Source organism: Amycolatopsis kentuckyensis, assembly GCF_041679295.1.
Lineage (GTDB): Bacteria > Actinomycetota > Actinomycetes > Mycobacteriales > Pseudonocardiaceae > Amycolatopsis > Amycolatopsis kentuckyensis_A.
This window is the reverse complement of the sequence record NZ_JBGDMD010000018.1, coordinates 1-24,042: the sequence shown is the minus strand read 5'-3', so window position 1 is coordinate 24,042 and position 24,042 is coordinate 1. Positions and strand designations below refer to the sequence as shown.

Genomic DNA, 24,042 nt, shown 5'->3' with positions numbered 1-24,042 from the left:
GACCGGGCTCAGTGCCGCTCGGGCACGGCTTCGACCTCGGGCTCCGCGGGCGGCGCCCCGCGGCGCAGGTCCGCTTCGGTCCGCACCTGGATGCGGTTCGGGTTTGCGACGAGCCGGGGCGTGGGGTTCTCGTTCACGTCGGTCCTTTCGACTGCTTCCAGTCTCGCGAATACCCCGGCGCCGGCGCTTCGAACAGTGGCCAACAGCACTCCCGGCGGACGCTCCGACGGCCTGACGCCATCAAAAGCTACACAACAGCAGGTCAGGCTGGTTGAGGCTGACCAGGGCCGACCCGGGCCGGCCGAGCAGTGCCGAGGACATCACGCACGCGGTGCTCCCGCTGCTCTCCGCCGGCTTGTCTTTCACCACCGTTGCGGTGGTGCACTGAGGCGCGCCTGAACATGAACGTGAAACCGAAGCTGTAGCGGCTGAACCAAGAACCAGATCCGCGAACCAATCGGGCGGCTCGGTGACATCCGGAAGGTCGATCCGCACGTGGGGCGATGGTAAGTGTCCGAGGACCGAGTTGATCTACAACCCCACCTTGAGGTTCGCGGTTGACCTACAGCCGCTCAGCCACTGGGTGCCGGGCAACGGACCCCTGTCCGTTTGCTCAGGGGCCGCTGGCCGTTCTGCCCGCGGCGACCAGGTGCAGCATCTGAAGCCGCCGTCGGAGTCGTCCTGCGTTCGCTCACGGGCGGAGACGATCCGAGCGCACCGACAAATGGTCAGGGCGTGCAAGGTCCTCGGACAGTGCACGCCCTGACGTTCAGAGGTTGGTGTCGGCGCCTCCGGCCGTCAACGCAGAAACTCGAGCAGCAGCGCGGTGAGCTCCCGCGGTCGTTCTTCGGTGAGCCAGTGGCCGGTGCCGGCCATCACCCGGGTCTCGACGTTCGAAGCGTAGCCCTTCCACTGTGTACCGACGGCACTGCTCAGCGCCTCTTCGCCACCGACGGCCAGGACAGGCATCTTCAGTGGCCCCGACTCACGGAACTTCTCGTTCTGGGCAATGTCGGTGTGCAGCGCTTGGTACATGTCCATCCACGCCTTGAACCGGCCGGGCTCGCGGAGGTAGCGGGCGTAGAACTCGTAGTCGCCGTCGTCGAACGCGCTGTCCACTGCCAGGTACTGCTCGATGAACCCCTTGACCAGGTCACGCTCGTGCCCGCGGACCAGATCCTGAGCGAAGTCCTTCTGGAAGAAGCCCAGGTGCCACGTCGAAAGCTCACCCTCGGGCGAGAAGGCCGGGAACGTGTAGAGGGACCGGTCGGGGATGGGCCCCTCCATCACCACCATCCTGCTGACCTCGCTGGGCCACATCGCGGCGTACGGGTAGGCAATCCACGCGCCGATGTCGTGGGCCACGATCTGGATGCCCTTGTCGAGGTTGAGGTGAGCGAGCAGCGTGTGCACGTCGTCAGCCAACTGTGTCGTGTCATAGCCGGTCTCCGGAACTGAGGAGTCACCGGTTCCACGAAGGTCGACAGCGATCACGGTGTGGTTCTTCGCGAGCGCCTGAAGTTGCGGCTCCCACTCGGCGGACGTCTGCGGAAAGCCGTGCAGAAGAACGACCGGTGAGCCGCTGCCTCCCCGGAGGTAGTGCATCCGGAAACCGTTCACCCACGCGTAGTTCGACTGGTAACCGAGCGGCCGGGCGGACGATTCGTTGGTCTGGCCGGCGGCGCTCTGCACGGCAGCCGACTCCGGCCTTGCGGTCACGGCGGCATCGGCCGAGACCAGGCCGGTCCCCACGACAGCGGTGGCCGCAGTGACGGCGGCAACCACCGCCCTGGTCAAGACAGTCATTCTCTTGCTCATGTTTTTCCTCTGAAAGTGGGATCGGCCCCGGGCCGATCGGTTGGTCCGCGAGTTCGCTGTCGCTCAGCGGTCGAGGGCAGCCATGTTGGCTTCGTCGTAGCGGTCACCGACGGCAGACTCCAGGTTGTTCAGCCGGGCGACGTGGGCGTCGGTGAGCCCGACGCCGTCGGCGGCGGTGTTTTCCTCGAGCCGGTCGATGCGGGTGGTGCCGGGGATGGGGGCGATGTCGTCGCCCTGGGCGAGCAGCCAGGCCAGGGCGACCTGCGCGGGGGTGGCCCCGGCTTCGGCGGCGACCGCGTTGACCTCGTCGACGATGCGCAGGTTGAGTTCGAGGTTGCCGCCGGTGAACCGCGGGTTGGTGCGGCGCCAATCGTCGGCGTCGAGGCCGTCCAGCGAGCGGATGGTGCCGGTGAGGAACCCGTGGCCGAGCGGCGAGTACGGGACCAGGCCGATCCCGAGCTCGCGCAGGACCGGCAGCACCTCCGTTTCGAGGTCGCGGGTCCACAGCGAGTACTCGGATTGCACCGCGGCGATCGGGTGCACGGCGTGCGCGCGCCGGATCGTCGTGGGGCCTGCCTCGGACAGGCCGATGTGGCGGACCTTGCCCTCGGCGACCAGGCCGGCCAGGGCTCCGACGGTGTCCTCGATCGGGGTGTCCGGGTCGACGCGGTGCTGGTAGCAGAGGTCGATGTGGTCGGTGCCCAGGCGCCGCAGCGATCCCTCGACGGCGATCCGGATGCCGGCCGGGGTGCTGTCCGGACCGGGGCGCCCGGTGTGCGAGACGAGGCCGAACTTGGTGGCCAGGACAACTTCGTCCCGGCGCCCCTTGACGGCGTGGCCGACCAGCTCTTCGTTGACGAAGGGGCCGTAGACCTCGGCGGTGTCGAGGTGGGTGACGCCGAGGTCCAGGGCGTGCCGGATCGTGCGGATCGACTGGTCGTCCAGCCGGCCGGCTCCGGTGTAGAAGGCTGACATTCCCATCGCGCCGAGACCGATGCGGGAGACCTTCAGCCCTCCGAGTGACGTGGTTTGCATGGTGATGTCCTCTTCCTGAGGTGAGGTCGGCTACTTAAGTTCCGATCGGTACAGAACGCTAGCACATCAGGACTGATCGGTACTAAAGTCTGGGTCATGAGTGGTTCGCGGAGCGCGGCGTTCGGCCGCCCCAGGGAGTTCGACGTCGAGGAGGCGCTCGAGCGCGCCATGCAGGTGTTCTGGGCCCGGGGGTATGACGGCACGAGCCTGACGGATCTGACCGGCGCCATGGGAATCACCAAGTCGAGCATGTATGCCGCGTTCGGCAACAAGGAGCAGCTCTTCCGCAAGGCCGTGGAGCGCTACGCCCAGGGGCCGGCCTCCTACGCGACGCGCGCCCTGCACGAGCCCACGGCACGAGCGGTGGCCGAGGCGTTCCTCCGGGGAGCCGTCCGGACCACCACATCGCCCGGCGCCCCCGCCGGCTGCCTGTCCGTTCAGGGCGCACTGGCGCTGAGCGAGCAGGGCCGCCCGGCACACGACGTGCTCCTCGACTGGCGCAACGATGCGGGCGTACGGCTCGAGGAGCGCTTCCGGCGTGCTGTCGACGAGGGCGACCTCGGGCCGGACGCCGATCCGAGACGTCTCGCCCGGTTCGTCATGACGATGGGATTCGGCATCGCGGTCCAAGCCGCGAACGGCCTGGGGACCGACGAACTCGACGAGATCGTCGCCACGGCGCTGCTCGCCTGGCCGGGCCAGTAGCCCCGCACCTCAGCTGACGAACGAATCCGGAAGGAAAGCGGTGGGAGAACGCGAAAGACGGCCGACCGGTGTCGGGATCGTGGGCCTGAGCGCGTCGGGAGGATGGGCGGCCGGAGCACACCTGCCCGCGCTTTCGGCCGTCGACGGCATGGAACTGAGCGCTCTGGCGACGAGCTCCGAAGCCTCGGCGGTCGCGGCCGGCGCCGCGTTCGGGGTGCCCGGCTACGCGTCGGTCGAGCAGCTCGCCGACGACGAGAACGTCGACCTGGTGGTCGTCGCGGTCAAGGTGCCCAGGCATCGCGAGCTGATTTTGCCCGTGCTGGCGGCGGGAGTACCGGTGCTCAGCGAGTGGCCGCTCGCCGTCGATCTGGCCGAGGCCGAGGAAATGCACCAAGCCGCCCGCGGGACGCGGACCTTCGTCGGGCTCCAAGGGCGTTCCTCCCCCACCGTCCGCTGGCTGGCCGACCTCGTCGCCGGCGGATACGTGGGAAAGGTGCTGTCCGCGACGGTGCTGGCGTCCTCGGTCGAGTGGGGCACCCCCGTCTCGGAGCGCATGCGGTACACGCTCGACCGCGCACTCGGGGCCACGATGCTCACCATCGCCTTCGGGCACACCATCGACCTGGTGTCCATGATCGTCGGCGAGTTGCAGGACGTAGTCGCTTCGACAGCGGTCCGGCGACCGCTCGTCCCGTTGGACCGCACCGGCCGGACGGTCCCGATGACGGCCGAGGATCAGATCGCCGTCTCGGGCACGTTGCCGGGCGGAGCCGTTCTCTCCGTCCATCACCGCGGCGGAACGCTGTCCGGACCTGGGTTCTCTCTTCTGGTCGACGGCACCGAGGGAACTCTCGAGGTCACCGCCGCCGGCGGGTACCCGCACCTCGGCCCGGTCACGGTACGCGGGTCACGCGGTCGCACCCGGCTGTCGGAGCTGACCTTGCCCGACGGCTACGACGATTACCCCCAGCTGGCCGGAACACCGATTCACACCTTGGCGCACGCATACGCGGCGGTCCGCGACGATCTCACCCACGGCACCGCGACCGCCCCGGACTTCAGCCACGCCGTCAGACGTCACCGGCTCCTGGACGCGATCGGCCGATCCGCTGCCGAAGGACGACGAGTGTCTCTGCCCGGCCTCTGACAAGGAGGCCAAGAACAACACCGTCACACCGAACGCGATCCCGATCCCGGTAGCACACAGGCGCGCCTGGGCCGGAGTCGTCTCGCCGAGCCTCGGGGTCTTCGCCCTGGTCATCGCCGGACGTCACATAGTTCGTGAACCCGACTCGGAGGTCGGCCACGAAGTCGGGTTGCTCGGGCCCAAGCACGGCCGAGGTTGGGGTCGCCATGAGGAATGTTGCAGGTGGGCGATCAACCGCTCTTGACCGGCTTGGTGCCCGGCGCCACATGCGAATACACCTCCACCACTCGGCTCGGCAGGTGATGACCCAGCCGGCGGGCTTGCGCGATCTCGGCCGCTCCCCCGGCGATCAGCCATGTCTTGTGGCTGTGCCGCAGGCGGTGGAACGTCAACCCCGGCTGGACCGCATACAGCCGCACCCCTGCCCTGCCACCGCCGTCGATCGCTGGGCGCAGCACCCGCCGGGCGCAGCTCGAGCGCCACAATCAGGTGCCACACGCGTTGGTGAACACGAACTCGAACGGATGCGTCTCCAAATGCCGACGCAGCAACCAGACCAGGGCCGCGAGCTCACCCCACCGGCACCCGGTCCACGCCGCCGTGATGATCAGCAACCGCGCCACTGGTCCGCCGACCACGACGGCCTGATTCGCGATCCGCAGCACCTGCGCCGGACTCGCCCACACCCGCTCCGCCACCATTACCCGAGAACGGCGTCCGCGAACAGAAGCCGACAACCGAAGCACTTGCGTCCGAAACGCCACAGTGTCCGACATGCGCCAAATGCACCGCCTGAAACAGCGACATCCCCTGTCCGAATAGGTCGAAGGCGATGTCGATGTCGGACTCAACGGGAAGCGGAGGTCACAATCGCCGGTCAGGGCGCGAAGATCGACCGCGCGCGTACGTAGTGAACGCGGCCAGTGCCGCGAAATCGTCAACGGCGTCCCGGCTGACGACCTCCTCCAACCGGTGTCCTTGGATGAGCCGTTTGACCGGCACCTCCAGCCGCTTTCCCGTGCGGGTGTGCGGCAGGGCTCGGACAGCGATCACGTCGTCAGGCACGTGCCGCGGGGACGCTTCGGCCGCGATCGCCGCCTTCACCTCCGCCGCTGACTCCGCCGAGAACACCACCCCGGCGGCCGGCACCACGAACAGCACCAGCCAGTAACCGCCGTCGGGCAGCTCGGCGCCGACGACCAGGGAGTCGGCGATGGCGGGGAGCTTGTCGACGACGGCGTAGATGTCCGCGCTGCCCAGCCGGACGCCGTTGCGGTTGAGGGTGGCGTCGGAGCGGCCGGACACGATCACCGAGCCGTGATCGGTGGTGCGCAGCCAGTCCCCGTGCCGCCAGACCCCCGGATACGTCGAGAAGTACGCCTCGCGGTACCGCCGGTCACCAGGGTCATTCCAGAAGTGCAGCGGCATGGACGGCATCGGCTTCGTGACGACGAGTTCGCCGACGTCGCCGGCGACCGGCCGCCCGGCGTCGTCCCACGCCTCCAGCGCGACGCCGAGCAGCGGCGCGGAGATTTCCCCGGCCCACACGGGGGTCGTGGGCGCGCTGCCGGCGAACCCGCTGACGACGTCGGTGCCGCCGCTGGTCGAGGCGACCTGGATGTGCGGCCCGACCTCGTCGTGGACCCAGTGGTAGGACGGCGCGGGCAGCGGCGCACCGGTGACCCCCAGGGTGCGCAGGCGGGACAGGTCGAAGTCGCGGCCCGGGTGGGTGGCGGCCTTGGCGTTCGCCAGCAGGTAACCCGGGCTGACGCCGAGCACCGCGACGCCGTGGGCGGCGGCGATGCGCCACAGCCGGAGGGGGTCCGGATGGGTGGGGCTGCCGTCGTACAGGACGACGGGCGCGCCCACGAGCAGCGCGGAGACGGCGAGGTTCCACATCATCCAGTTCGTGGTGGTGTACCAGAACAACGGACGGCCGGGGCCGGCGTCCAGGTGCAGCCCCAGCAGCTTGAGGTGTTCGAGCACGACGCCGCCGTGCCCGTGCACGATGCCCTTGGGCACGCCGGTCGTCCCGGAGGAGAACAGCACCCACAGCGGGGCCGCGAAGTCGACCGGCGTGAACTCGAGGTCGGCCGTCCGGGTGCTGACGTCGTCCCACGCCACGGCGGTTCGCGGGTCGGCGTCGGTGCCGAGGTGCGGGACGTGGACGGTGACCCGCAGCGTCGGCAGCCCGGCCCGCAGCGCGGCGACTTCCGCGCGGCGGTCGTGCGCGCGCCCGTTCCACCGGTACCCGTCGGTGGCGAACAGGACGACCGGTTCCAGTTGCGCGAACCGGGAAAGCGCTCCGGCGGCAGCGTAGTCGGGGCCGCACGCCGACCACACGGCGCCGATGCTCGCGGTGGCCAGGAAGGCGACCAGGCCGGGGGTCGTGGCAGGCAGGTAGCCGACCACGCGGTCCCCTTCCCCGACGCCGACGCCGCGCAGCCACCGGGCGACGGAGGCGACCTGCGCCCGCAGCCCGGCCCAGGTGGTGGTCATCGTGGCGCCGTCCTCGGCGATCGCGGTCACCGCCACCGTGTCCTTTGTGGACGGATCAGTGCCGTGGCTCAGCGCGTGCCGGGCGTAGTTCAGCCGCGTGCCGGGGAACCAGCGGGCGCCGGGCATCCCGGCGTCCGCGAGCACGGCCTCCGGCTCGCCTTCGGCCTCGACGGCGAAGAAGTCCCGGACGGCGGCCCAGAACTCCGGCAGGTGGTCGACCGACCAGCGCCACAGCTGCGCGTAGGTGTCGGCCGGCCGGCCGACGTGACCGGCGAAGCGGGCGATGGCCGAGCCGGCCACCACGTCCGGGTCGGGACACCAGAGGGGAGCGTGCGAAACCATTTCAGCCGATCTCGAACCGGTTGTCGAAGAGGTTGATGTTCAGCCGCAGCGCGCCTTCGCTGAGCTGCCAGCCGTGCGCGGTGTTCACGCGCAGGCCCTTGGTGTGGAACGGTTCGGTCTCGGCGATCCGGCGGGCGTCCGCCAGCGACTCCGCGCGGATGATGGCCGTGCCGCTGCCGTCCCACTCCTCGTCGCACCGGTTGGGGCCGGACATGAACAGCGCGCCCGTCCGCTCCTGGTGGCGCAGCCACAGGGCGTGCTCGCGCAGGTGCGGCAGCAGGAAATCGATCGGCGACGCGACCGGCTCGATCATGTCCATCCGGATCATGTACAGCTGGACCTGGCGCAGATCGGGCAGCAGCTCCTCGAGCGTCCGCCCGTCGCCGTGCGGGTCGAAGGTCAGGTCATCGGACGCTTCGGTCATCGTCGGTCCCTTCCAGGTCGAGGAGGTACTTTTCGCCGGTGGCGCGCCGGCTGACGGCGCGCAGCGTTTCGGGGTCGGTGAGGGCGGAGAGCGAGACCGTGCCGGTGTAGCCGCTGGCGAAGGTCGTGCCGATCTCGTCGACGGCGCGGCGCCGGAGCCGGGCGGCGCGTTCCGGGCCGATCCGCTCGAGGAACGGGAACACCAGCCAGCCGCCGATCGACCAGGTGAAGCCGAAGCGGCGCTCGATCGTGCTCGGGCGGGCGTCGAGCCCGCCGTAGGAGTAGACCTTCTTGGGCACGGTCGTCCCGTAGCGGGGGCCGTGCGGGAAGCCGGCGCCGCCGCGGATCGCGGCCTGCTCCATGGCCGCCAGGATGTCGGCGGGCAGTGTCCCGCCGCTGACGGCGTCGAAGGCGAGCGTGGCCCCGGTGGCGCGCAACGCCTCCACCAGTTCCTCGAAGAACGCCGGCGAGGACGTGCTCACCACGTGTTCGGCGCCGAGCGAACGCAGCAGCTCGACCTGGTCGGGCCGCCGCACGACGTTCACCAGGCCGATGCCCTCGGCGAGGCAGAGCCGCTGCAGCATCCGGCCGAGGTTGGACGCGGCGGCGGTGTGGACGAGGGCGGTGAACCCCTCCTCCCGCATGGTTTCGACCATGCCGAGCACCGTCAGGGGGTTGATCAGGGCGGCCGCCCCCTGCGCGGGCGGGATGTGGCCGGGCAGGGCGACGCTGTCGCCGGCCCGGACCCGGACGTACCGGGCGAACGTGCCGGTGCCCATGACGCTGACGACCCGGCCGAGCAGGGCCTGCGCCGCGCGGCCGGCTCCGGCCGCGACGACCCGGCCCGCGCCCTCCAGGCCGAGCGGGCGGACCACCCCGAGCGTGGCCGGGTCCACCTCGGCCGGCCGCGGCACCTCGAGCACCAGGGTCCGCTCCCCCGTGCGCCGCGCGGTGGCGGGATCCGCGCCCCCGAGCAGCGAGCCGATGTCCGAGGGGTTGATCGGCGCGGCCAGCATGCGGACGACGATGTCGTCCGGGGCGGCGGGCAGGGGCAGCTCGACTTCGCGCACCGAGACCTCGACCCGGTCCGCCGAGCGGCGCGTGCTGAGCAGGGCGTGGTTGCGGTCGTTCGCGGTCATGGTCCCCCTCGGGGTGCCGGCGGCGGCCCACCGGCCGAGGACGGCGGCCGTCGACGGTTCGGGCCAGGTCAAGGTGGCGACCGCGAAGTCCCGGACCGCGGTGCGGGCGCGTTCGGCGGTCAGGTACTCGACGGGTGACGACCCGTCGACGCGGGCGAGCAGGAGCGCCGGGAGCAGCGTGGCGATCCGGCGGTCGAGCTCGGCGTGGGGTTCCCAGTCCACGTGCGCGAAGTAGGCCCGGTGGAAGCTTTCCGCCGCCGTCCGCAGCTCGGCTTCGCGGTCCGGGCGCACCAGGGTTTTCAGCACCAGGTGGGTGAGGCAGAACGCCGGGTCGAAGGCGGGGTCGCCGAACCAGGCGCACTCGGCGTCGAGCAGCACCGGCCCGGCCGGCCCGTGCAGGATGTTCTTCGGGCTGACGTCGCCGTGCACGAGGACCCGGTGGATCGCCGCGGTGCGGTCGGCGAGGTCGTAGAGCACGGTCGCCACCTCGGGACGGCGGCGCGCGGTGGTCCGCAGGTACGGGTCCAGCCGCAGGGCGGCGAAGGCCTCGTCGGTCGCGAAGGCCGCGGGCAGGCCGGGGTCGTGCCGGGACGCGGCGTGCAGCCGGCCGAGCAGGTCGCCCACCGCGGTGGCGAACCCGGTGTCGACGCGGCCGGCCATCAGCTCGGCCTTCCAGACCGGGTGCGTCGCCGGCGGCAAGTACTCCATGGCGAACACGCCGGCGTCGGGATCGTGCCCGAGCAGGCGCGGGACGGCGGTGGGCGCGTACCGGCCCGTCACCGACAGCCAGCGGTACTCGGCGCTGTTGCGCTCGATCGGGGCGTGCCATTCGGCGGCGACACGCAGCGTAGGCAGCGCGCGCTTGACGCAGATCGTGCGCCCGGGGAGGTCGACGCGCCACAGGTCGGCCGACACCCCGCCCGCCAGCGGTGTCCAGGTCGCGGTTTCGCCGGGTGCCTGCAGCCCGGCCCGGTGCAGGAACGCGCGGGCCACGCCCGGCTCGGCCCGGGTGTCCGTCACGACCGCGCTCCCGGTGCTCCGGCGAACGGAACGCGGTCGTCCTCGGCGATGCGCAGGAGCTGGTTGTACTTCGCGAGCCGGTCCGAGCAGCGCAGGGAGCCGACCTTGATCTGCCCGGCCGCGGTGCCGACGGCGAGGTCGGCCAGGAAGTCGTCCTCGGTTTCGCCGGACCGCGCCGAGACGACCGGCACGTACCCGGCGGCGCGGGCGTCCGCGAGCACGTCGAGCGTCCCGGACAGCGTGCCGTTCTGGTTGACCTTGACCAGGATCCCGGTCGCCGCGCCGAGCGCGGCCCCGTGCGTCAACCGCGCCGGGTTGGTGGTGAACAGGTCGTCGCCGATCAGGGTGACCCGCTCGCCGAGGCGGGCGGTCAGCGTCGTCCAGCCGGCCCAGTCCTCCTCGTCGAGACCGTCTTCGACGGACACGACCGGGAAGTCGCGGACCCAGCCCTCGATCAGGTCGATCACCTCCGGCGTCGTCCGGGTGACCCCTTCGCGGCCGAAGCGGTAGCGGCCGTCCGGGCCGGCGAGCGAGTGCGCGGCGACGTCGATCGCGATCAGCGCGTCCACCCCGGGTTCCAGGCCGGCCGTTGCGAAGATCTCGACCATCAGCTCGAGCGCCGTCCGGCTGTCGGGGCAGCCCGGCGACAGGCCACCTTCGTCCGCGAGCAGGGTCGGGAGGCCCCGGGCGGCCGCGACTTCGCTCGCGGCGGCACGCACCTTCGCGACTTGGTGCAGGGCCTCGCCGATGGTGTTCGCGGAGGCGGGCACCACCAGGAAGTCCTGGACGTTCATGCCCCGGCCGGCGTGCAGGCCGCCGGAGAGGATGTTGACCATCGGCATCGGCAGCACCGGGGCGGGCACCCCGGCGAGCTCGGCGATGTGCCGGTACAGCGGCCGGCCGGCGGCGAGCGCGGCCGCGCGGCACACCGCGAGCGACGTGCCGAGGACGGCGTTCGCGCCGAGCCGCGTCAGGTTCGCGGTCCCGTCGAGTCCGCGCAGTGCCGCGTCGATGCCCCTCTGGTCGGCGGGGTCGTGCCCGCGCAGGGCGGCCGAGATCTCGCCGTCGACCGCGGCGACCGCCCGGCGCACGCCCAGGCCCGCGAAGTCGGCCGGATCGCCATCGCGCAGCTCGTGGGCCTCGTGGGTGCCGGTCGAGGCCCCGGACGGGACCGACGCCCGGCCGAGGGTGCCGTCGGCGAGCCGCACGTCGACTTCGACGGTCGGCCGCCCGCGGGAATCGAGGATCTGGCGGGCGTGGATCCGCTCGATGGTCCGGCCGGTCATGCCGGTACCCCCGGTCCGGCCGGGGCGTTGCGCGGGTGCCGCGCGGGCTCGTCCCGCAGGACGCGCACGACCTCTTCGGCCGCGCCGCGTCTCAGGTCGAGCAGGGACCGGTCGGAGGAGAACGCGATGTGCGGGGTCAGCACGGCACCTTCCTGGGTGAGCAGCTCCGGCGGCACGTGGGGTTCGCTGTCGAGGACGTCGAGGGCGGCGCCGCCGAGGTGCCCGCCGGCGAGCGCGGCCTGGACCGCGGACGTCACGACGAGCCCGCCGCGGCTGACGTTGACGAGCAGGCCACCGGGCCGCATCCGGGCGAGCTGGGGCGCACCGATCAGCCCTTGGGTCTCCGGGGTCAGCGGCGCGTGCACGATCACGACGTCGCTCAGGGCGAGCAGCGTGTCGAGGTCGGTGAACCGGACGGGACCGGGGTCGGCCGGCGGGAGGGGGTCGGTGGCGACGAGGGTGCAGCCGAAGGCGCCGAGCTTGCGCGCGGTCTCCCGGCCGATCCGCCCGTACCCGACGATCCCGCAGGTCAGCGCGCCGAGCCGGCGCAGCCGGGCGGCGGCGGGGTCCCACCGCCCGGCCCGCACGGCCCGGTCCGCCGCCACGATCCCGCGGGTCCAGGCGAGCACCAGCGCGAGCGCGTGGTCGGACACCTCCGGCACGCAGTAGTCCGGGACGTTGGTGACGAGCACACCGCGCTCGGTCGCGGCTTCGACGTCGATGTTGTCGAGCCCCACGCCCATGCGGGCGACCACCCGCAACGCCGGCGACGCCTCGATCGCCGCGCGGGTCACCGGCGCCCAGCAGGTCAGGATCGCCGCGGGCCGGTGTTCGCGGACGAGGTCCTCGATCAGCTCCGCCGGGGCCGGTTCGCCGGGGCCGGCGACGAGGTCGAACCCGGCGGCGGTGATGACGCCGCGTTCGACCTCGTCGTCCGGCCAGGCCCGGTCGGTGAGCAGCACGGTGCCCGGCACGTCAGACCCACTGCAGCGCGTCGTCGTGGGCCAGGCGCGGCAGCCGCGGGAACCACGGGTTCTCCCCGGGGTGCCCGATGTTGACGACCAGGATCGAGCGGAACCGCCCCTCCGGGAAGAACTCGGCGTCGACGGCGGCCGCGTCGAAGCCCGCCATCGGGCCGGCCGCCAGCCCGACCGCGCGGACGGCGAGGATGAAGTACCCGGCCTGCAGGGTGGCGTTGAAGGTCGCGGTGTCCTCCCGCATCGCGGGGTTCGCCGCGAAGACCTCCTTCAGCTCCGGCTTGTAGGGCAGCAGTGCCGGGATGTGTTCGTGGAACCGGGTATCCATCGCGAGGACGGCCACCGCCGGCGCGGACTGCGTCTTGGCCCGGTTGCCTTCGTCCAGGTGCTTGACGAGCCGGTCGCGGCCCTCGCCCGGGCGGACGAACAGCACGCGCAGCGGCTGGGTGTTGGCCGCGGTGGGCGCCCACTTGGCGAGTTCCCAGATCTCCGCGAGCTCTTCGTCGCGCACGGGGGTCTCCGCGAAGGTGTTCGCGGTCCGGGCGCCGGTGAACAGCACCTGCTTCGCCTCCGGGTTCACCGGGTTGAGCGGCGAGGTCATCTTCGTTCCTTCCAAGGAGTTTGCTAGGACCGGTCGGGCATGCCGACGGGGTGTGCGATGTCTTCGCGGATGGCGTGCAGCCCGGTCAGGGGTCCGTCGACCTGCATCAGCCGGCCCATCGTCAGCGGCCCGAGGTCCACCGGCGCGTAGCCGAATTCCTCGGCCACCGCGCGGAAGCGAGCCTTGGCGTCCGCGTCGTCCCCGGCGTGGAAGAGGATGCGGCGGCCCACCGGGGTGACCGGGTCGGCCGCGATGACCGGCCCGTAGAGGTTGTCGAACGCCTTGATCACGTGGGCGTCCGGCAGGAGCGAGGCGACGAACTCGCTGCCGCCGACGTCCAAGTTGTCGAAGACGGCGGCCGGAGGCGGGTCCGCCCACTGGTTGGTCGCGTCGATCAGGATCCGGCCCGGCCGGTCGGGAAGCGCTTTCAAAGCTTCCCGCACGCGGCGCCAAGTCACGGCCAAGACGACGAAATCGGCTTCACCCGCTTCGGCGATGGTGCCGGCGGAGGCTCCCGGGCCGAGCCGGGAGACCAGCTCGGTCAGGGTGTCCGGCCCCCGGCTGTTGCTGAAGACCACTTCGTGGCCCGCCTTCAGCGGGTGGCTGGCGATGGCCTGGGACAGCGTCCCGGCCCCGATCATCCCGAACTTCACGTCAGTACGCCTCCGGCAGCAGGACGTCGGCGGGCGGGACCTCCGGCGGGTACTTGCCCGCCCGCGCGCCCGCGTGGATCTCGTCCTTGGTCAGGCCCTGCTCGCGGGCCTCGACCAGCTGGTCCGGGTCGAAGTACACGCCGAGCGGGTTCGCGGCGAACTCGCGCGAGGCCCACATCCATTCGGTGGACTCGCTCCAGTCGCCGAACGCGTCGACCTGGATCTCGACGCCGTTGCCTTCGGGATCGGCGTAGTAGGTCGACATGGTGACCCCGTGGTCCAGCGACATGAACGGGACGATGCCTTCGTCCTTCAGCCGCACGTAGTTGTCGAGCCACTGGTCGAAGTCGGTGTACTCGAACGCGGTGTGGTGCAGCCCGGCACTGGTCGGCTTGTCCACGGCTTTCTTGATCTTCGGGTGCGCGATCAGGGCGATGCGGTGGTTGGCTTCGTCGTTGGTCAGCCACGCGGCGCTTTCGCCGTAGTGGACCGGGGTGAGCCCGCAGACCAGCTCGTACCAGGACACCATCTCGTCGAGCTTGAGGGTGAGGAAGGTGGCGTGGTGCAGCTTCGGCGCGATGATCGGACGTCGCTTGCGGGGGTTGGGCATCACTTCTCCTTGCGTGGTGGGGTTTTCCGGAATCGGGGGTCAGGCCGGCCGCGCGACGAAGGTCGTCGTCATCGCGCCGATCCCGGCGATTTCGCTGCGCACTTCGTCGCCCGGGGCGAGGAAGCGCGGCGGACGGCGGGCGGTGCCGACCCCGGAGGGGGTGCCGGTGAAGATGAGGTCGCCGGGCAGGAGCGTGACGACGGCGGAGAGGTACTCGACGACCTCCGGGATGGTGAAGACGAAGTCGTCGGTCCGCCCGTCCTGCACCAGCTCGTCGTTGACCCAGCACCGCAGGCCGAGGGCGTGCGGGTCGCCCACCTCGGCGAGGTCGGCCACGACCGGCCCGATCGGTGAGAAGCCCGGGAACGACTTCCCCAGCCCGAGCTGCGGGGTCGCCGCCGGGCGCATCTGGACATCCCGGTCGGAGATGTCCTGCCCCACCGTGAAACCGGCGATCGCCGGCCACGCGTCGGCCGCGGCGATCCGGTGGCCGCCGGCCCCGATCACGACGACGAGCTCGACTTCCCAGTCCACTCGGGGTCCGGTGATCCCGACCCGCGCGTCGGGGCCGGTGACCGAGCTGGGGAACTTGGTGAACACGAGCGGGGTGTCCGGGATCGGCCAGCCGACCTCTTCCGCGTGCTTGCGGTAGTTGGTGCCCAGCGCGAACACCTGCCGCGGCGCCGGGACGGGCGCGCCCAGTTCCGTGGCGGGCGGGGCTTCGGTGAACCCGTCGTCCGGCTGGTCCGCCGCCCACCCGGTCAGCTCTTCCCACCGGGCGTAGGCCTCCCCCGGCTCGGCCGGGAACCGGCCCCCGCTCGCCTTGGCGACGTCGAGCACCCGCCCGTCGCGGACGAGGTGCAGCCGTCCCGAGACGTTCGCGACCTTCATGTCTGTCTCCCACATTTGGTTAACGTGTTAACCAGAAGCTACGCCGCAACTTGTTAACGTGTCAACCACTTCGGTAGGCTCGGACCATGACGCAGGTGCGGTGGCTGGACGACCGGGAAGAACGGGCGTGGCGGAGCCTGATGGCGATGCAGGAGGGCCTGACCGAGTTCGTCGACCGGCAGCTGCGGCACCGGTGTGGTCTGTCCAATGCGGACTACCAGGTGCTCGCGCACCTGTCGGAAGCGGCGGCACCGCTGCGGTCGTACGAACTCGGCCGGCTGCTGCACTGGGAGAAGAGCCGCCTGTCCCAGCACCTGACGCGGATGGAGAAACGCGGCCTGGTGCGCCGGGAACCCTGCGACACCGACCAGCGCGGCTCGGTGATCGCCATCACCGCCGAGGGCACGAAGCTGATCGAAGCGGCGGCTCCCCAGCACGTCTCGGACATCCGCGAGGTGGTCATCGACCACCTCACCCCGGAGGAACTCGACGCGCTCGCGGCCATCAGCGCCAAGGTCAACGCCCGGCTGGCGGCGCGGGAGCAGGGCTGACCGCGGCTACACCAGCTCTTCGACGTGCCCGCCGGGCGAGTATTCCGCCCACCCGGGGTCACCCGACCCGGCGAACGCGACCCACGAGCGGTGCGTCCGGGCGGCGAGTGCGGCGGGCGGTTCGCCGGTGCCGAGCAGCTTCCGCGGCCCGCGCAGCGCGGGCAGCGTGAGGGTGTCGAAGACGAACGGCAGCTCCATCACGTGACTGGCGCCCAGCTGCCCGTCGACCGCGTCCGACCGCCAGCCGAACTCGTAGCGGTAGGTCGGGCCGGCGGTGTGGGCCGTCGCCAGCGCGTGCGTGCCGGTGCGGAACAGGCCGTCACTGAGCACCCGCGTCCGCAGCTCGGCCGCGCCCGCCCGCGGGTACCGGTTCCGGTAGCCGCGCACGGCGTCGTCGGGGTCGCGGTGGAAGAGCGCGGCCGTCTCGCGGACGTCGAGGTCGGTGCTGCCCGCCAGTTTGCCCACGGGCGCGAGGTAAAGGCTGCCCTCGTCGCGGTTGTCGCCGATCAGCAGGTCGACGGCACTGCCACCGGCGGCCTCGACCGGCTGGCGTTCACTCACCAGGCTGAACGACGTGATGCCGCCCAGCGGATGGTGGTGCGTGGGCGTGCGCAGATCCAGTCCCGCCAGGTCGGCCAGGACCGCGACGAGCCGGTCCTCCGGGACGTCGGCCAGCGCCGCGGCGGAGGGCTCGACACCGAAGTGCCGGCCCACCCGCTCGGTGACCATGGCCGCCTGCTCGGGTGCGAAAGCGCCGGTGCCGCTGCCGCTCTGGACGATCGCCCGGTGGAAGAGACCGGCCGCGGCCGGCTCGGCGAGCACGCCACCGACGATGATGGCGCCGGCGGACTGCCCGGCGAGCGTGACGTTGCCCGGGTCGCCGCCGAACGACGCGACGTTGTCCCGCACCCACCGCAAAGCGGCGACGACGTCGAGCAGGCCCCGGTTGTCCGGGGCGTCCGGGAGGTGGAGGAACCCGGGGATGCCCAGCCGGTAGTTGACGGTCACCAGCACGACGCCGTCCCGCGCGAAGGCCGTGCCGTCGTACAGCGGTGCTCGGTTGGAGCCCGCGACGAACCCGCCGCCGTGGACGAACACCAGTACCGGGCGCGGCGAGCCGTCCGCCGGCGGGGCCCAGACGTTCACCGTCAGGTAGTCGTCGCCGCGCTGCCAGCCCGGGCCGAAGTACGGGGACATGTCGAGCACCCCGAAGGAGTCCCGTGCCGGCTGCGGCGCGGTGGGGCCCGGCCGCGTCCCGTCGCGCACTCCGGACCACCCCGGGTGGGGATCCGGCGGGGCGAACCGCCGGATCCCCAGGGGTGCCTTGGCGTAGGGCACGTCGAAGTGGACGGTGCCGTGGTCGTGCCGGCGACCGCGGACCGGTCCCCCGCTGGTGGTGACCGTGCTGGATCCGGTCGCGGCCATCGTGCGTCTCCTCTCTGCCGGTCCCGGTTCAGTACCGGGGGAACGGGGCCCAGTTCTTGATCCCGAACCCGCTGCCGCGGTGTTCGACCTCGAGCGCGCTGTGGCCGCTGAAGTGGGCGGGCAGGACCAGCGCGGCGGAATCCGCGGCCCAGCCCAGCAACCGGCGGCGCGTCGCCCGTGCTTGCGCCGGGTCCTCGCAGAAGCAGCTGTTGTGCTCGGCGTGGGTGACCTGCAGCGGGGTGTGCATCAGGTCGCCCGCGAACAATGCCCGGTCGCCGCCGGATTCCAGTTTCACCACGCTCGATCCGGGGGTGTGCCCGGGCGCGGCCTCCAGGCGCAGGTTGCCGTCGATGACGTGGCCGGTTTCCCACAACTGCACCTGGCCGGCGGCGTGCACCGGGGCCACGCTGTCCTCGAAGACGTTCTCGTTGACCCCGCCGGCGATCCCGGAGTTGTTCGCCGGGTTCCAGAACTCGAAGTCCGCCTCGGGCATCAGGTAGGTGGCATTCGGGAACGTGGGCACCCAGTTTTCCCCGTCCCAGCGGGTGTTCCAGCCGACGTGGTCGACGTGCAGGTGCGTGTTGACCACCAGGTCCACGTCCTCCGGCCGGACGCCGGCCCGGGCGAGGGCGCCCAGGTAGTCCAGGTCCAGGTGGTCCCACGCCGCCACCGCGGGCCGGGCCTTGCCGTTGCCGACGCCGGTGTCCACCAGGATGGTCCGGCCGCCGCTGCGCAGCACCCACGACTGCATGGCGACGTGCACCATCGTGTCGTCCGCCCCGAGGTGGTCGGGCACCAGCCACTCGCGGTGCTCCTGCCAGGCCTCCTCGGGCACGTCGGGGAAGAACTGATCGGTGGGCATGATGGGGCCGTGCGTCTCCTCGACGCGGGTGACGGTGACCTCGCCCAGTGCGATCTGGTCCATGACGGTTCTCCTTGCGGTGAAAGGGGTTCGGTCAGCAGCCGAGGTCGGCGACGACGAGGTTCGGGTCCTGCGCGGTGACGTAGGCGGCGCTGAACACGTAGACGGTGCGGCCGCGCACGGCCACCGAGGTGGGGTTCTGCAGGCCGTCGGCCGGGGTGAGCACGATCGCGTGGCTCCCGTCGGGCCGCACGAGCGCGACCTCGCTGGGGCCGTTGAGCGCGGCGAGCAGCTCGTCTCCCCGGCCGGTGAACGCGAAGTCGTCGATGCCTGCCAGCCCGGTGGCGACCGTCCGCACCGCGCCGGCGCTGCCGTCCCGCCGGATCGGGATGCGCAGCACGGTGCCCCGGTCGAGGTTCGTGGCCCACACCGCACCGTCGTGCAGCTTCAGGCCGTTGGCGCCGAGGAAGCCGGTGGAAGCCAGCTCCGGCGCGGTCGACCACGCGGTCGGAGTGCCGCCGGCCGCCGGCATCCGCCAGATGGTGCCGAGCACGGAGTCGGTGACGTACAGGGTGCCGGTGGCCGGGTCGAGGGCCAGGCCGTTGGGCAGTCCCTCGGCCGGGAGCGCGGCGATCCGCTGCGGCCGGCCGCCGGGCCGCAGCCGCCAAACGCCGGTGAGGTCGGACGTGCCGGTGGCGTAGAGGAAGTAGAGCGTGCCGTCGGCCGCGCGGGTGATCCCGACGGTGAGCGGGAAGCCGAGCACCGGGGTGTGGACGCCCCCGTCGGCGGGCGCGGGCAGGGTGGCCAGCACACGGACCGACCCGCCCGGGGCGATCTCGGCGATCTGCCGCCCCGCCGCGAACGTGACGTCGAGGGCGCCGCCGGGGGTCAGGGCGACGTTCTCCGGGGTCTGCCCGGTGGCCAGGTCGAAGTGGGTGGCGATCCGCGCGTCGTGCAGCGGAGCGGTGACAGCGGACGCGGGCGCGGCGGTCAGCGCGACGCTCGCGGCGGCCAGGACGGATGCCGAGGTCGTGTACCAGGGCAGCTTCTTGGACAACATGGTTCCTTCACTCGTTTTGCGGGCGCGCGCCGGCGACACACCGGCGCGCGGGGGTGTGTGGAGGGGTGGTGGACTCGGCCGGGCCGGGTCAGACCGGCGTCGAGGCCGGAGCGGTGTCGCGTTCGACCGCCTGGGCGAGCAGCGTCAGGGCGGCCTGGGCGGGCGAGCCCGGTTCCGCCGTCGCGACGACGACGGCGGGCCCCTGGCCGCTGCTCAGGGTCTGCTGCAGCACGGTGAGGGTGCCGACGAGTGGGTGCCGCATCTCGTACGGGGCGACCGCGCAGGCCTTGACCCGGTGGTCGGCCCACATGCCGGCGAACTCGGGGCTCTTGGCGCTGAGCTCGCCCACGAGGGCGTGCAGCACCGCGTCGTCCGGGTACTCCCCCGCCACCAGGCGCAGGTTCCCGACGACCGCGCGGGCTTTGCCCGTCCAGTCGGCGTAGAGCTCCCGGGTGTGGCTGTCGAGGAACACCAGGCGGGCCATGTTCGGGCGCTCGGCGGGCCGGCCCGGAGCGGCGAAGTCCAGGTGACCGGCGAACAGCCCGTGCCCCAGCCGGTTCCAGGCCAGCACGTCGGTGCGCCGGCCGAGCACGATCGCGGGCACCCCGGCCAGTGCGTCCAGCAGCTGCCCGGCCGCCTCGGTCACCCGCTCCGGCGCGGGCCGCCGGTTCCGGGGACGGCGCCGGTCGGCCCGGGCCAGGTCGTGCAGGTGCCGCCGTTCCGGGTCGTCCAGCCGCAGCGCCCCGGCGATCGCGTCGAGGACCTCGGCCGACGCGCTGAGGGACTGGCCCTGCTCCAGCCGGGTGTAGTACGAGGCGCTCACCCCGGCCAGCAGGGCCAGCTCCTCCCGGCGCAGCCCCGGCACCCGCCGGCGTTCGCCGTAGGTGGGCAGCCCGAGGTCTTCGGGCCGCACCTGGGCTCGCCGGGCCTGGAGGAAGGCTCCGAGCTGCGTCTTTCCGGTCATGGCTCCAGTATCGATCGCCTCGCCGCCGTCAGCCTGCCCCAGCTGGGGGTAGGTAACGGCGGGGCTGGCAACGGGGCGCTCGCACGGGTGGGCTGAGCTGGTGAACATCACCGAGGAACTCGACGTGACCGGATTCGCCTTCACCAGGAGCGCGTGGGTCGACGCCACCCCCGCCCGCGTCTACGACCTGATCAGCGACGTCTCCGCCATCGGCCGGTGGAGCCCCACGGCGAGCGCCGTGTCCTACGACGACGGCCACGGCCCGTGGCCGGGCGCGTGGTTCAGCGGCGCCAACCGCCGGGCCGACCGGGAATGGACGACCCGGTCCCAAGTGGAGCGAGCCGACCCGGGAAGGGCGTTCAGCTTCGTCGTCGGCGGCACCGAGGACGGCATCGTCCGCTGGGCGTGGGACTTCCGTGCCCGCGGACGCGGGACCCTGGCTCGGCAATCCTGGCAGCTGCTGCGCTTCGACCCGGTGCTCGGCCGGACCCGACCCGACCTGGAAGCGCTGCGCGAGTACATGGCGGCCAGCGTCGAGACCACCCTGGCGGCGCTCGCTCAATGGGTCTCCGAGCAGGGCGGATCGCAGCGATAGCAACGACGGAACGGCCGGCCGCGCGCGACAGGCGCGGCCGGCCGGACCGGTCAGCTCGGCTCGGTCCCGCCAGCGAAGCTCCACGCCGGCTTGCCCCCGGCGGCGGTCGAGGTGACCGCGGGCCCGATCAGCAGGAAGCGGGCCTCCTCTTCCGCCACCGGGCAGTGCTGCGTCCCGCGCGGGATCACGTAGAGGTCGCCGGGGCGCAACTCGACGTCGCCGGTGCGGAGCTGGATCCGCAACCGGCCGCTGAGCAGCAGGAACGTCTCGTCCTGGTCGTCGTGCTGGTGCCAGGTGGTCGAGCCGATGCCCTTCGCGACCTTGAACAGGTTGCCGTTGGCTTCGGCGAGCACCCGCTGCGACCAGAACTCCGTGAGCCCCGCCGCTTCGTGCGCCAAATCGATCGCCGTCATGGTCACCCTCCTCGTGGTTCTCGCCGATCGTGCCGCCGGAGCGGCCGGGAAAACAGTGGTAGAAATGGCGGATGCCGCGCGATTCCTACCACCCGATTCCGGTCGGCCTGCTCCTCGACGAGGGATCGAACCCCTTCGAGTTCGGCTGCGTGTGCGAAGTGTTCGGCGCGCGGCGCCGGCCGGAGATCGGGCGGGAGCTCTACACACTGCAGGTCATCGCCCCGCACCGCTCGATCCCCGTCCGCGACCGCATGTTCACCGTGGGGAGCACCGCGCCGCTGTCGGCGTTGCGGGACGTCCACACGGTGTTCGTGCCGAACCGGCCCGACGTGGACACCCCAGCCCGGCCCTCCGTGCTCGCCGCGCTGCGCGAGGCGCACGAGCGGGGCGCCCGGATCGTCGGGTTGTGCACCGGCGCGTTCACCCTGGCCGAGGCCGGTCTGCTCGACCACCGCCCGGCGACCGTCCACTGGCAGCTCGCCGACGAGTTCCGGCGCCGCTTCCCCGCCGTGGACCTGCGGGAGGACCAGCTGTTCGTCGACGACGGCTCGGTCCTGACCTCGGCGGGCAGCGCGGCCGCGCTCGATCTGGCCCTGCACCTCGTCCGCGCCGACCACGGCGCCGAGGTCGCCAACGCGGTCGGCCGGCGGCTCGTCTTCTCGACCTACCGCGAAGGCGGCCAGAAGCAGTTCGTCGAGAAACCGGTGCCGCAACCGCACCAGCAGTCGCTCAGCGACACACTGGCGTGGGCCCGGGAACGGCTGGACACCCCGCTCACCGTCAACGACCTCGCCGCCCACGCCTGCCAGAGCGTGACCACCCTGCACCGCCGGTTCCGCACCGAGCTGGGCACGACCCCGCTGGCGTGGCTGAACCTCGAGCGGGTCGAACTGGCCCGGCGGCTGCTGGAAACCGGCTCCGGCGGCCTGGACCACGTCGCGGCCCGCAGCGGCCTGGGCACCGCGTCGAACCTCCGGCGGCTGATCCGGCGCAGCACCGGCCTCACCCCGAGCCAGTACCGGTCGGCCTACTTCCGGCAGCCCCCTCCGCGAACCGCCGCGCGGTGACCAGCCTCGCCGCGGTGAGGTCGCCCATGGGCCGCCGGGCGGCGTCGACGATGTGCCGCGGCGCGGTCGCCGGCGTACCGCAGTCGAACGGCGGCTCGGGCGCGTACTGCAGCAGGAGCTGGATCGTCTGCGCCGCTTCGGTGCCGCGCAGGAGTTCCGCGACGCGGAGCGCGCCGTCGATCCCCGCGGTGACGCCGCCGGCACTCACCAGGCGCCCGTCGATGACGACCCGTTCGTCCGAAGCGTCCGCACCGAAGTACGGCAGCAGGTGCACGCACGCCCAGTGCGTCGTGGCCCGCACCCCGCGCAGCAGCCCGGCCGCGCCGAGCAGCAGGGCGCCGGTGCAGACGGAGAACACGGAGGTGGCGCCCGCGGCCTGGCTCCGGAGCCAGGCCAGCACCCGTTCGTCGTGCATCAGCTCCTGCTGCCCGGGGCCCCCGGGCACGAGCAGCACGTCGAGCTGCGGCGCTTCTTCGAGCACCGCATCGACCCGCAGGACCAGGCCGCTCGTGTCGGCGATCGGGCCGGCGACCGGGCCGTAGGTGGTGAACGTCGACTCCGACACCTTCGCCAGTACCTCGTATGGTCCGGTGAAGTCGATCTGGTCCAGTCCCTCGAACAGGAGCGCGCCGATCCTCAGTGGACGGTGGCCGGTCATGGCACCTACCGGCCGTCCCGCGACCGCGGCGCGGCGACCTGCTCGAGGCGGCCGGTCTTCACGTCGTAGCGGTAGCCGGAGACCTTGATCCGGCCCGACACGGTCGGTGCGTCGAGGATCGCCTGCACGTCGACCGGGACCGTGTCCGACGGCTCGACGACCGCGGTCCGCCGGATTTCCGCGTCGTCGAAACCGAGTTCCACGAACCCCTTGCGCAGCTCCGGATCGGCCATCAACGCCGAACCGCAGTCCGTGTGGTGCACGACCGCGATCTCGAACCACTCCGCGTCCGGGGTCTTGGTCTCGTGCAGGTAGCTGATCCACGCCAGGTCGTCCAGAAAGGACTGGTTCGCGCGGCCGCCGACCGTGCGGGCCACGATGGCGTCCCCCAGCTCGAGGCCCATGGTGGCCGCCGGGTCCACCCGGGGGTCGATGCAGGTCAGGACGTAAACCTGCTTGTTCGGGATGAACGGGATGGCCGGCACCTTCTCCTTGGCGTCGGTCTCGGCGAAGCGTGCGTTGTTGTCCAGCAGTTCCTTGAAGTTGCTCATACCTCAAGCCTGCCGACGCAGCAGGAGCCCGGCGAGGGGCAGGACAGCCACTTCGCGAAAGGCTTCAGCCACTACGACGCGCGCAGCGGCTCCCCCGCCGCGCGCGACTTCCGGTAAGCGGTCGGTGTCGTGCCCAGCTCGCGCGCCATGTGCAAGCGCAAGTTGGCCGCCGTGCCCAGCCCGGTGCGTTCCGCGATGTCCTCCACCGGCAACGGGGTCGACTCCAGCAGCCGCTGCGCTTCCAGCAGCCGCTGCGTGGCCAGCCAGCGCATCGGGGTCATGTCCGTCCGGGCCCGGAACTTGCGCGCGAAACTGCGCTCCGGCATCCCCGCGTGCCGGGCCATCTGGGCGACGGTCAACGGCCGGTGCATCTCGCCGACCATCCACCCGAACGTCGCCGACAGGCCGTCGTCCTCGCTGACCTGGCTCGCGAACTGCGCCTGCCCGCCCGGCCGGTGCGCCGCGACCACCATGTACCGGGCCACCCGGGAAGCGGCCGCCGCACCGTGATCCTGCCGGATCATGTGCAGGCACAGGTCGATCCCCGCCGACAGGCCGGCGCTGGTCAGCAACCGGCCATTGTCGACGTAAAGCACACCGGGATTGAGCCGGACCGCGGGGAACCGGCGCCGGAACTCCGCAGCCTCCCGCCAGTGCGTCGTCGCCACATGGCCGTCGAGCAACCCCGTGGCGGCCAGCGCGAACGCCCCGATGCACACCGAGGCGATCCGCGCGCCACGCGCGTACGCC

At 72.0% G+C, this 24,042-nt stretch carries 28 protein-coding genes; 5 read left to right on the top strand and 23 right to left on the bottom strand.

All coding sequences use genetic code 11. The features are described 5' to 3' along the window. Positions 1 to 8 precede the first annotated feature (8 nt). The 4 genes from ACERZO_RS46780 to ACERZO_RS46765 form a co-directional block, all read right to left on the bottom strand. On the bottom strand, positions 9 to 137 hold the full coding sequence (locus ACERZO_RS46780) for a hypothetical protein (RefSeq protein WP_372672451.1): 129 nt from the start codon (positions 135 to 137) through the stop codon (positions 9 to 11). A gap of 103 nt (positions 138 to 240) precedes the next feature. Continuing rightward, on the bottom strand, positions 241 to 495 hold the full coding sequence (locus ACERZO_RS46775) for a hypothetical protein (RefSeq protein WP_372672450.1): 255 nt from the start codon (positions 493 to 495) through the stop codon (positions 241 to 243). A 303-nt stretch (positions 496 to 798) separates the two neighbouring features. Beyond that, on the bottom strand, positions 799 to 1,806 hold the full coding sequence (locus ACERZO_RS46770; RefSeq protein ID WP_372672549.1) for an alpha/beta fold hydrolase: 1,008 nt from the start codon (positions 1,804 to 1,806) through the stop codon (positions 799 to 801). Positions 1,807 to 1,881: 75 nt separating this feature from the next. Next, a complete protein-coding gene (locus tag ACERZO_RS46765) occupies positions 1,882 to 2,853 on the bottom strand; it encodes an aldo/keto reductase (protein WP_372672449.1) in 972 nt (323 codons plus the stop codon). A 96-nt stretch (positions 2,854 to 2,949) separates the two neighbouring features. On the opposite strand from ACERZO_RS46765, the gene ACERZO_RS46760 reads away from it, so the two are divergent. Together ACERZO_RS46760 and ACERZO_RS46755 are read left to right on the top strand one after the other, a co-directional pair. Then, positions 2,950 to 3,558: a TetR/AcrR family transcriptional regulator gene (locus tag ACERZO_RS46760; RefSeq protein WP_372672448.1), complete on the top strand. Its 609-nt coding sequence runs from the start codon at positions 2,950 to 2,952 to the stop codon at positions 3,556 to 3,558. 40 nt (positions 3,559 to 3,598) lie between these two features. Then, positions 3,599 to 4,705: a Gfo/Idh/MocA family protein gene (locus ACERZO_RS46755; RefSeq protein WP_372672447.1), complete on the top strand. Its 1,107-nt coding sequence runs from the start codon at positions 3,599 to 3,601 to the stop codon at positions 4,703 to 4,705. A 230-nt stretch (positions 4,706 to 4,935) separates the two neighbouring features. Here ACERZO_RS46755 and ACERZO_RS46750 read toward each other — a convergent pair whose 3' ends face one another. From ACERZO_RS46750 to ACERZO_RS46700, 11 genes are all read right to left on the bottom strand, one after another. Next, positions 4,936 to 5,163 (bottom strand): hypothetical protein, encoded by a 228-nt coding sequence (locus ACERZO_RS46750; protein WP_372672446.1) that lies wholly within the window; start codon positions 5,161 to 5,163, stop codon positions 4,936 to 4,938. A 27-nt stretch (positions 5,164 to 5,190) separates the two neighbouring features. Further along, positions 5,191 to 5,391, bottom strand: coding sequence for a hypothetical protein (locus ACERZO_RS46745; protein ID WP_372672445.1), 201 nt, complete (start codon positions 5,389 to 5,391; stop codon positions 5,191 to 5,193). Positions 5,392 to 5,569: 178 nt separating this feature from the next. Next, entirely contained in the window at positions 5,570 to 7,546 is a 1,977-nt protein-coding gene (locus ACERZO_RS46740) for an acetoacetate--CoA ligase (RefSeq protein WP_372672444.1), read from the bottom strand. Between the two features lies 1 nt (position 7,547). Next, positions 7,548 to 7,970, bottom strand: a complete 423-nt coding sequence (locus ACERZO_RS46735) for a YciI family protein (protein ID WP_372672443.1) — start codon at positions 7,968 to 7,970, stop codon at positions 7,548 to 7,550. Beyond that, entirely contained in the window at positions 7,951 to 10,128 is a 2,178-nt protein-coding gene (locus ACERZO_RS46730) for a hypothetical protein (RefSeq protein WP_372672442.1), read from the bottom strand. Before ACERZO_RS46730 ends, ACERZO_RS46735 begins: the two co-directional genes overlap by 20 nt. After that, complete coding sequence (gene eno / locus ACERZO_RS46725; protein WP_372672441.1) at positions 10,125 to 11,414, bottom strand: phosphopyruvate hydratase; 1,290 nt, start codon at positions 11,412 to 11,414, stop codon at positions 10,125 to 10,127. The genes ACERZO_RS46730 and eno overlap by 4 nt, the downstream gene beginning before the upstream one ends. Beyond that, positions 11,411 to 12,388, bottom strand: coding sequence for a C-terminal binding protein (locus ACERZO_RS46720; RefSeq protein WP_372672440.1), 978 nt, complete (start codon positions 12,386 to 12,388; stop codon positions 11,411 to 11,413). Before ACERZO_RS46720 ends, eno begins: the two co-directional genes overlap by 4 nt. A gap of 1 nt (position 12,389) precedes the next feature. Further along, positions 12,390 to 12,992 carry a malonic semialdehyde reductase gene (locus ACERZO_RS46715; protein ID WP_372672439.1) on the bottom strand — a complete coding sequence of 201 codons (603 nt, stop codon included), beginning with the start codon at positions 12,990 to 12,992 and terminating at the stop codon, positions 12,390 to 12,392. Positions 12,993 to 13,015: 23 nt separating this feature from the next. Then, complete coding sequence (locus ACERZO_RS46710; RefSeq protein ID WP_372672438.1) at positions 13,016 to 13,645, bottom strand: NADPH-dependent F420 reductase; 630 nt, start codon at positions 13,643 to 13,645, stop codon at positions 13,016 to 13,018. A 1-nt stretch (position 13,646) separates the two neighbouring features. Then, positions 13,647 to 14,255 carry a VOC family protein gene (locus ACERZO_RS46705; protein ID WP_372672437.1) on the bottom strand — a complete coding sequence of 203 codons (609 nt, stop codon included), beginning with the start codon at positions 14,253 to 14,255 and terminating at the stop codon, positions 13,647 to 13,649. Positions 14,256 to 14,294: 39 nt separating this feature from the next. Further along, a complete protein-coding gene (locus ACERZO_RS46700; protein ID WP_372672436.1) occupies positions 14,295 to 15,161 on the bottom strand; it encodes a fumarylacetoacetate hydrolase family protein in 867 nt (288 codons plus the stop codon). A 71-nt stretch (positions 15,162 to 15,232) separates the two neighbouring features. Here ACERZO_RS46700 and ACERZO_RS46695 point away from each other — a divergent pair, with 71 nt between their 5' ends. Beyond that, positions 15,233 to 15,697: a MarR family winged helix-turn-helix transcriptional regulator gene (locus ACERZO_RS46695; RefSeq protein ID WP_372672435.1), complete on the top strand. Its 465-nt coding sequence runs from the start codon at positions 15,233 to 15,235 to the stop codon at positions 15,695 to 15,697. Positions 15,698 to 15,703: 6 nt separating this feature from the next. Here ACERZO_RS46695 and ACERZO_RS46690 read toward each other — a convergent pair whose 3' ends face one another. From ACERZO_RS46690 to ACERZO_RS46675, 4 genes are all read right to left on the bottom strand, one after another. Further along, a complete protein-coding gene (locus ACERZO_RS46690; RefSeq protein ID WP_372672434.1) occupies positions 15,704 to 17,122 on the bottom strand; it encodes a carboxylesterase/lipase family protein in 1,419 nt (472 codons plus the stop codon). 28 nt (positions 17,123 to 17,150) lie between these two features. Further along, positions 17,151 to 18,047, bottom strand: a complete 897-nt coding sequence (locus ACERZO_RS46685) for an MBL fold metallo-hydrolase (protein WP_372672433.1) — start codon at positions 18,045 to 18,047, stop codon at positions 17,151 to 17,153. A gap of 31 nt (positions 18,048 to 18,078) precedes the next feature. Beyond that, positions 18,079 to 19,044: an SMP-30/gluconolactonase/LRE family protein gene (locus ACERZO_RS46680; protein WP_372672432.1), complete on the bottom strand. Its 966-nt coding sequence runs from the start codon at positions 19,042 to 19,044 to the stop codon at positions 18,079 to 18,081. An 88-nt stretch (positions 19,045 to 19,132) separates the two neighbouring features. Continuing rightward, on the bottom strand, positions 19,133 to 20,008 hold the full coding sequence (locus ACERZO_RS46675) for a helix-turn-helix domain-containing protein (protein WP_372672431.1): 876 nt from the start codon (positions 20,006 to 20,008) through the stop codon (positions 19,133 to 19,135). A 100-nt stretch (positions 20,009 to 20,108) separates the two neighbouring features. Between ACERZO_RS46675 and ACERZO_RS46670 the strand changes: the two genes are divergently transcribed. Beyond that, the gene (locus ACERZO_RS46670; protein WP_372672430.1) at positions 20,109 to 20,603 is read left to right on the top strand and encodes an SRPBCC family protein; all 495 of its coding nucleotides are present in this window, start codon (positions 20,109 to 20,111) and stop codon (positions 20,601 to 20,603) included. 50 nt (positions 20,604 to 20,653) lie between these two features. Here ACERZO_RS46670 and ACERZO_RS46665 read toward each other — a convergent pair whose 3' ends face one another. After that, positions 20,654 to 21,016 carry a cupin domain-containing protein gene (locus tag ACERZO_RS46665; protein ID WP_372672429.1) on the bottom strand — a complete coding sequence of 121 codons (363 nt, stop codon included), beginning with the start codon at positions 21,014 to 21,016 and terminating at the stop codon, positions 20,654 to 20,656. Positions 21,017 to 21,087: 71 nt separating this feature from the next. On the opposite strand from ACERZO_RS46665, the gene ACERZO_RS46660 reads away from it, so the two are divergent. Further along, positions 21,088 to 22,083 (top strand): GlxA family transcriptional regulator, encoded by a 996-nt coding sequence (locus ACERZO_RS46660; protein ID WP_372672428.1) that lies wholly within the window; start codon positions 21,088 to 21,090, stop codon positions 22,081 to 22,083. Here the strand turns inward: ACERZO_RS46660 and ACERZO_RS46655 are convergent. The 3 genes from ACERZO_RS46655 to ACERZO_RS46645 all read right to left on the bottom strand — a co-directional run. Beyond that, positions 22,019 to 22,741 (bottom strand): DJ-1/PfpI family protein, encoded by a 723-nt coding sequence (locus ACERZO_RS46655; protein WP_372672427.1) that lies wholly within the window; start codon positions 22,739 to 22,741, stop codon positions 22,019 to 22,021. The genes ACERZO_RS46660 and ACERZO_RS46655 overlap by 65 nt on opposite strands. A gap of 5 nt (positions 22,742 to 22,746) precedes the next feature. Further along, positions 22,747 to 23,292 (bottom strand): carbonic anhydrase, encoded by a 546-nt coding sequence (locus tag ACERZO_RS46650; RefSeq protein WP_372672426.1) that lies wholly within the window; start codon positions 23,290 to 23,292, stop codon positions 22,747 to 22,749. Between the two features lie 71 nt (positions 23,293 to 23,363). Beyond that, the coding region (locus tag ACERZO_RS46645) for a GlxA family transcriptional regulator (protein WP_372672425.1) at positions 23,364 to 24,042 on the bottom strand (679 nt) is incomplete at its 5' end.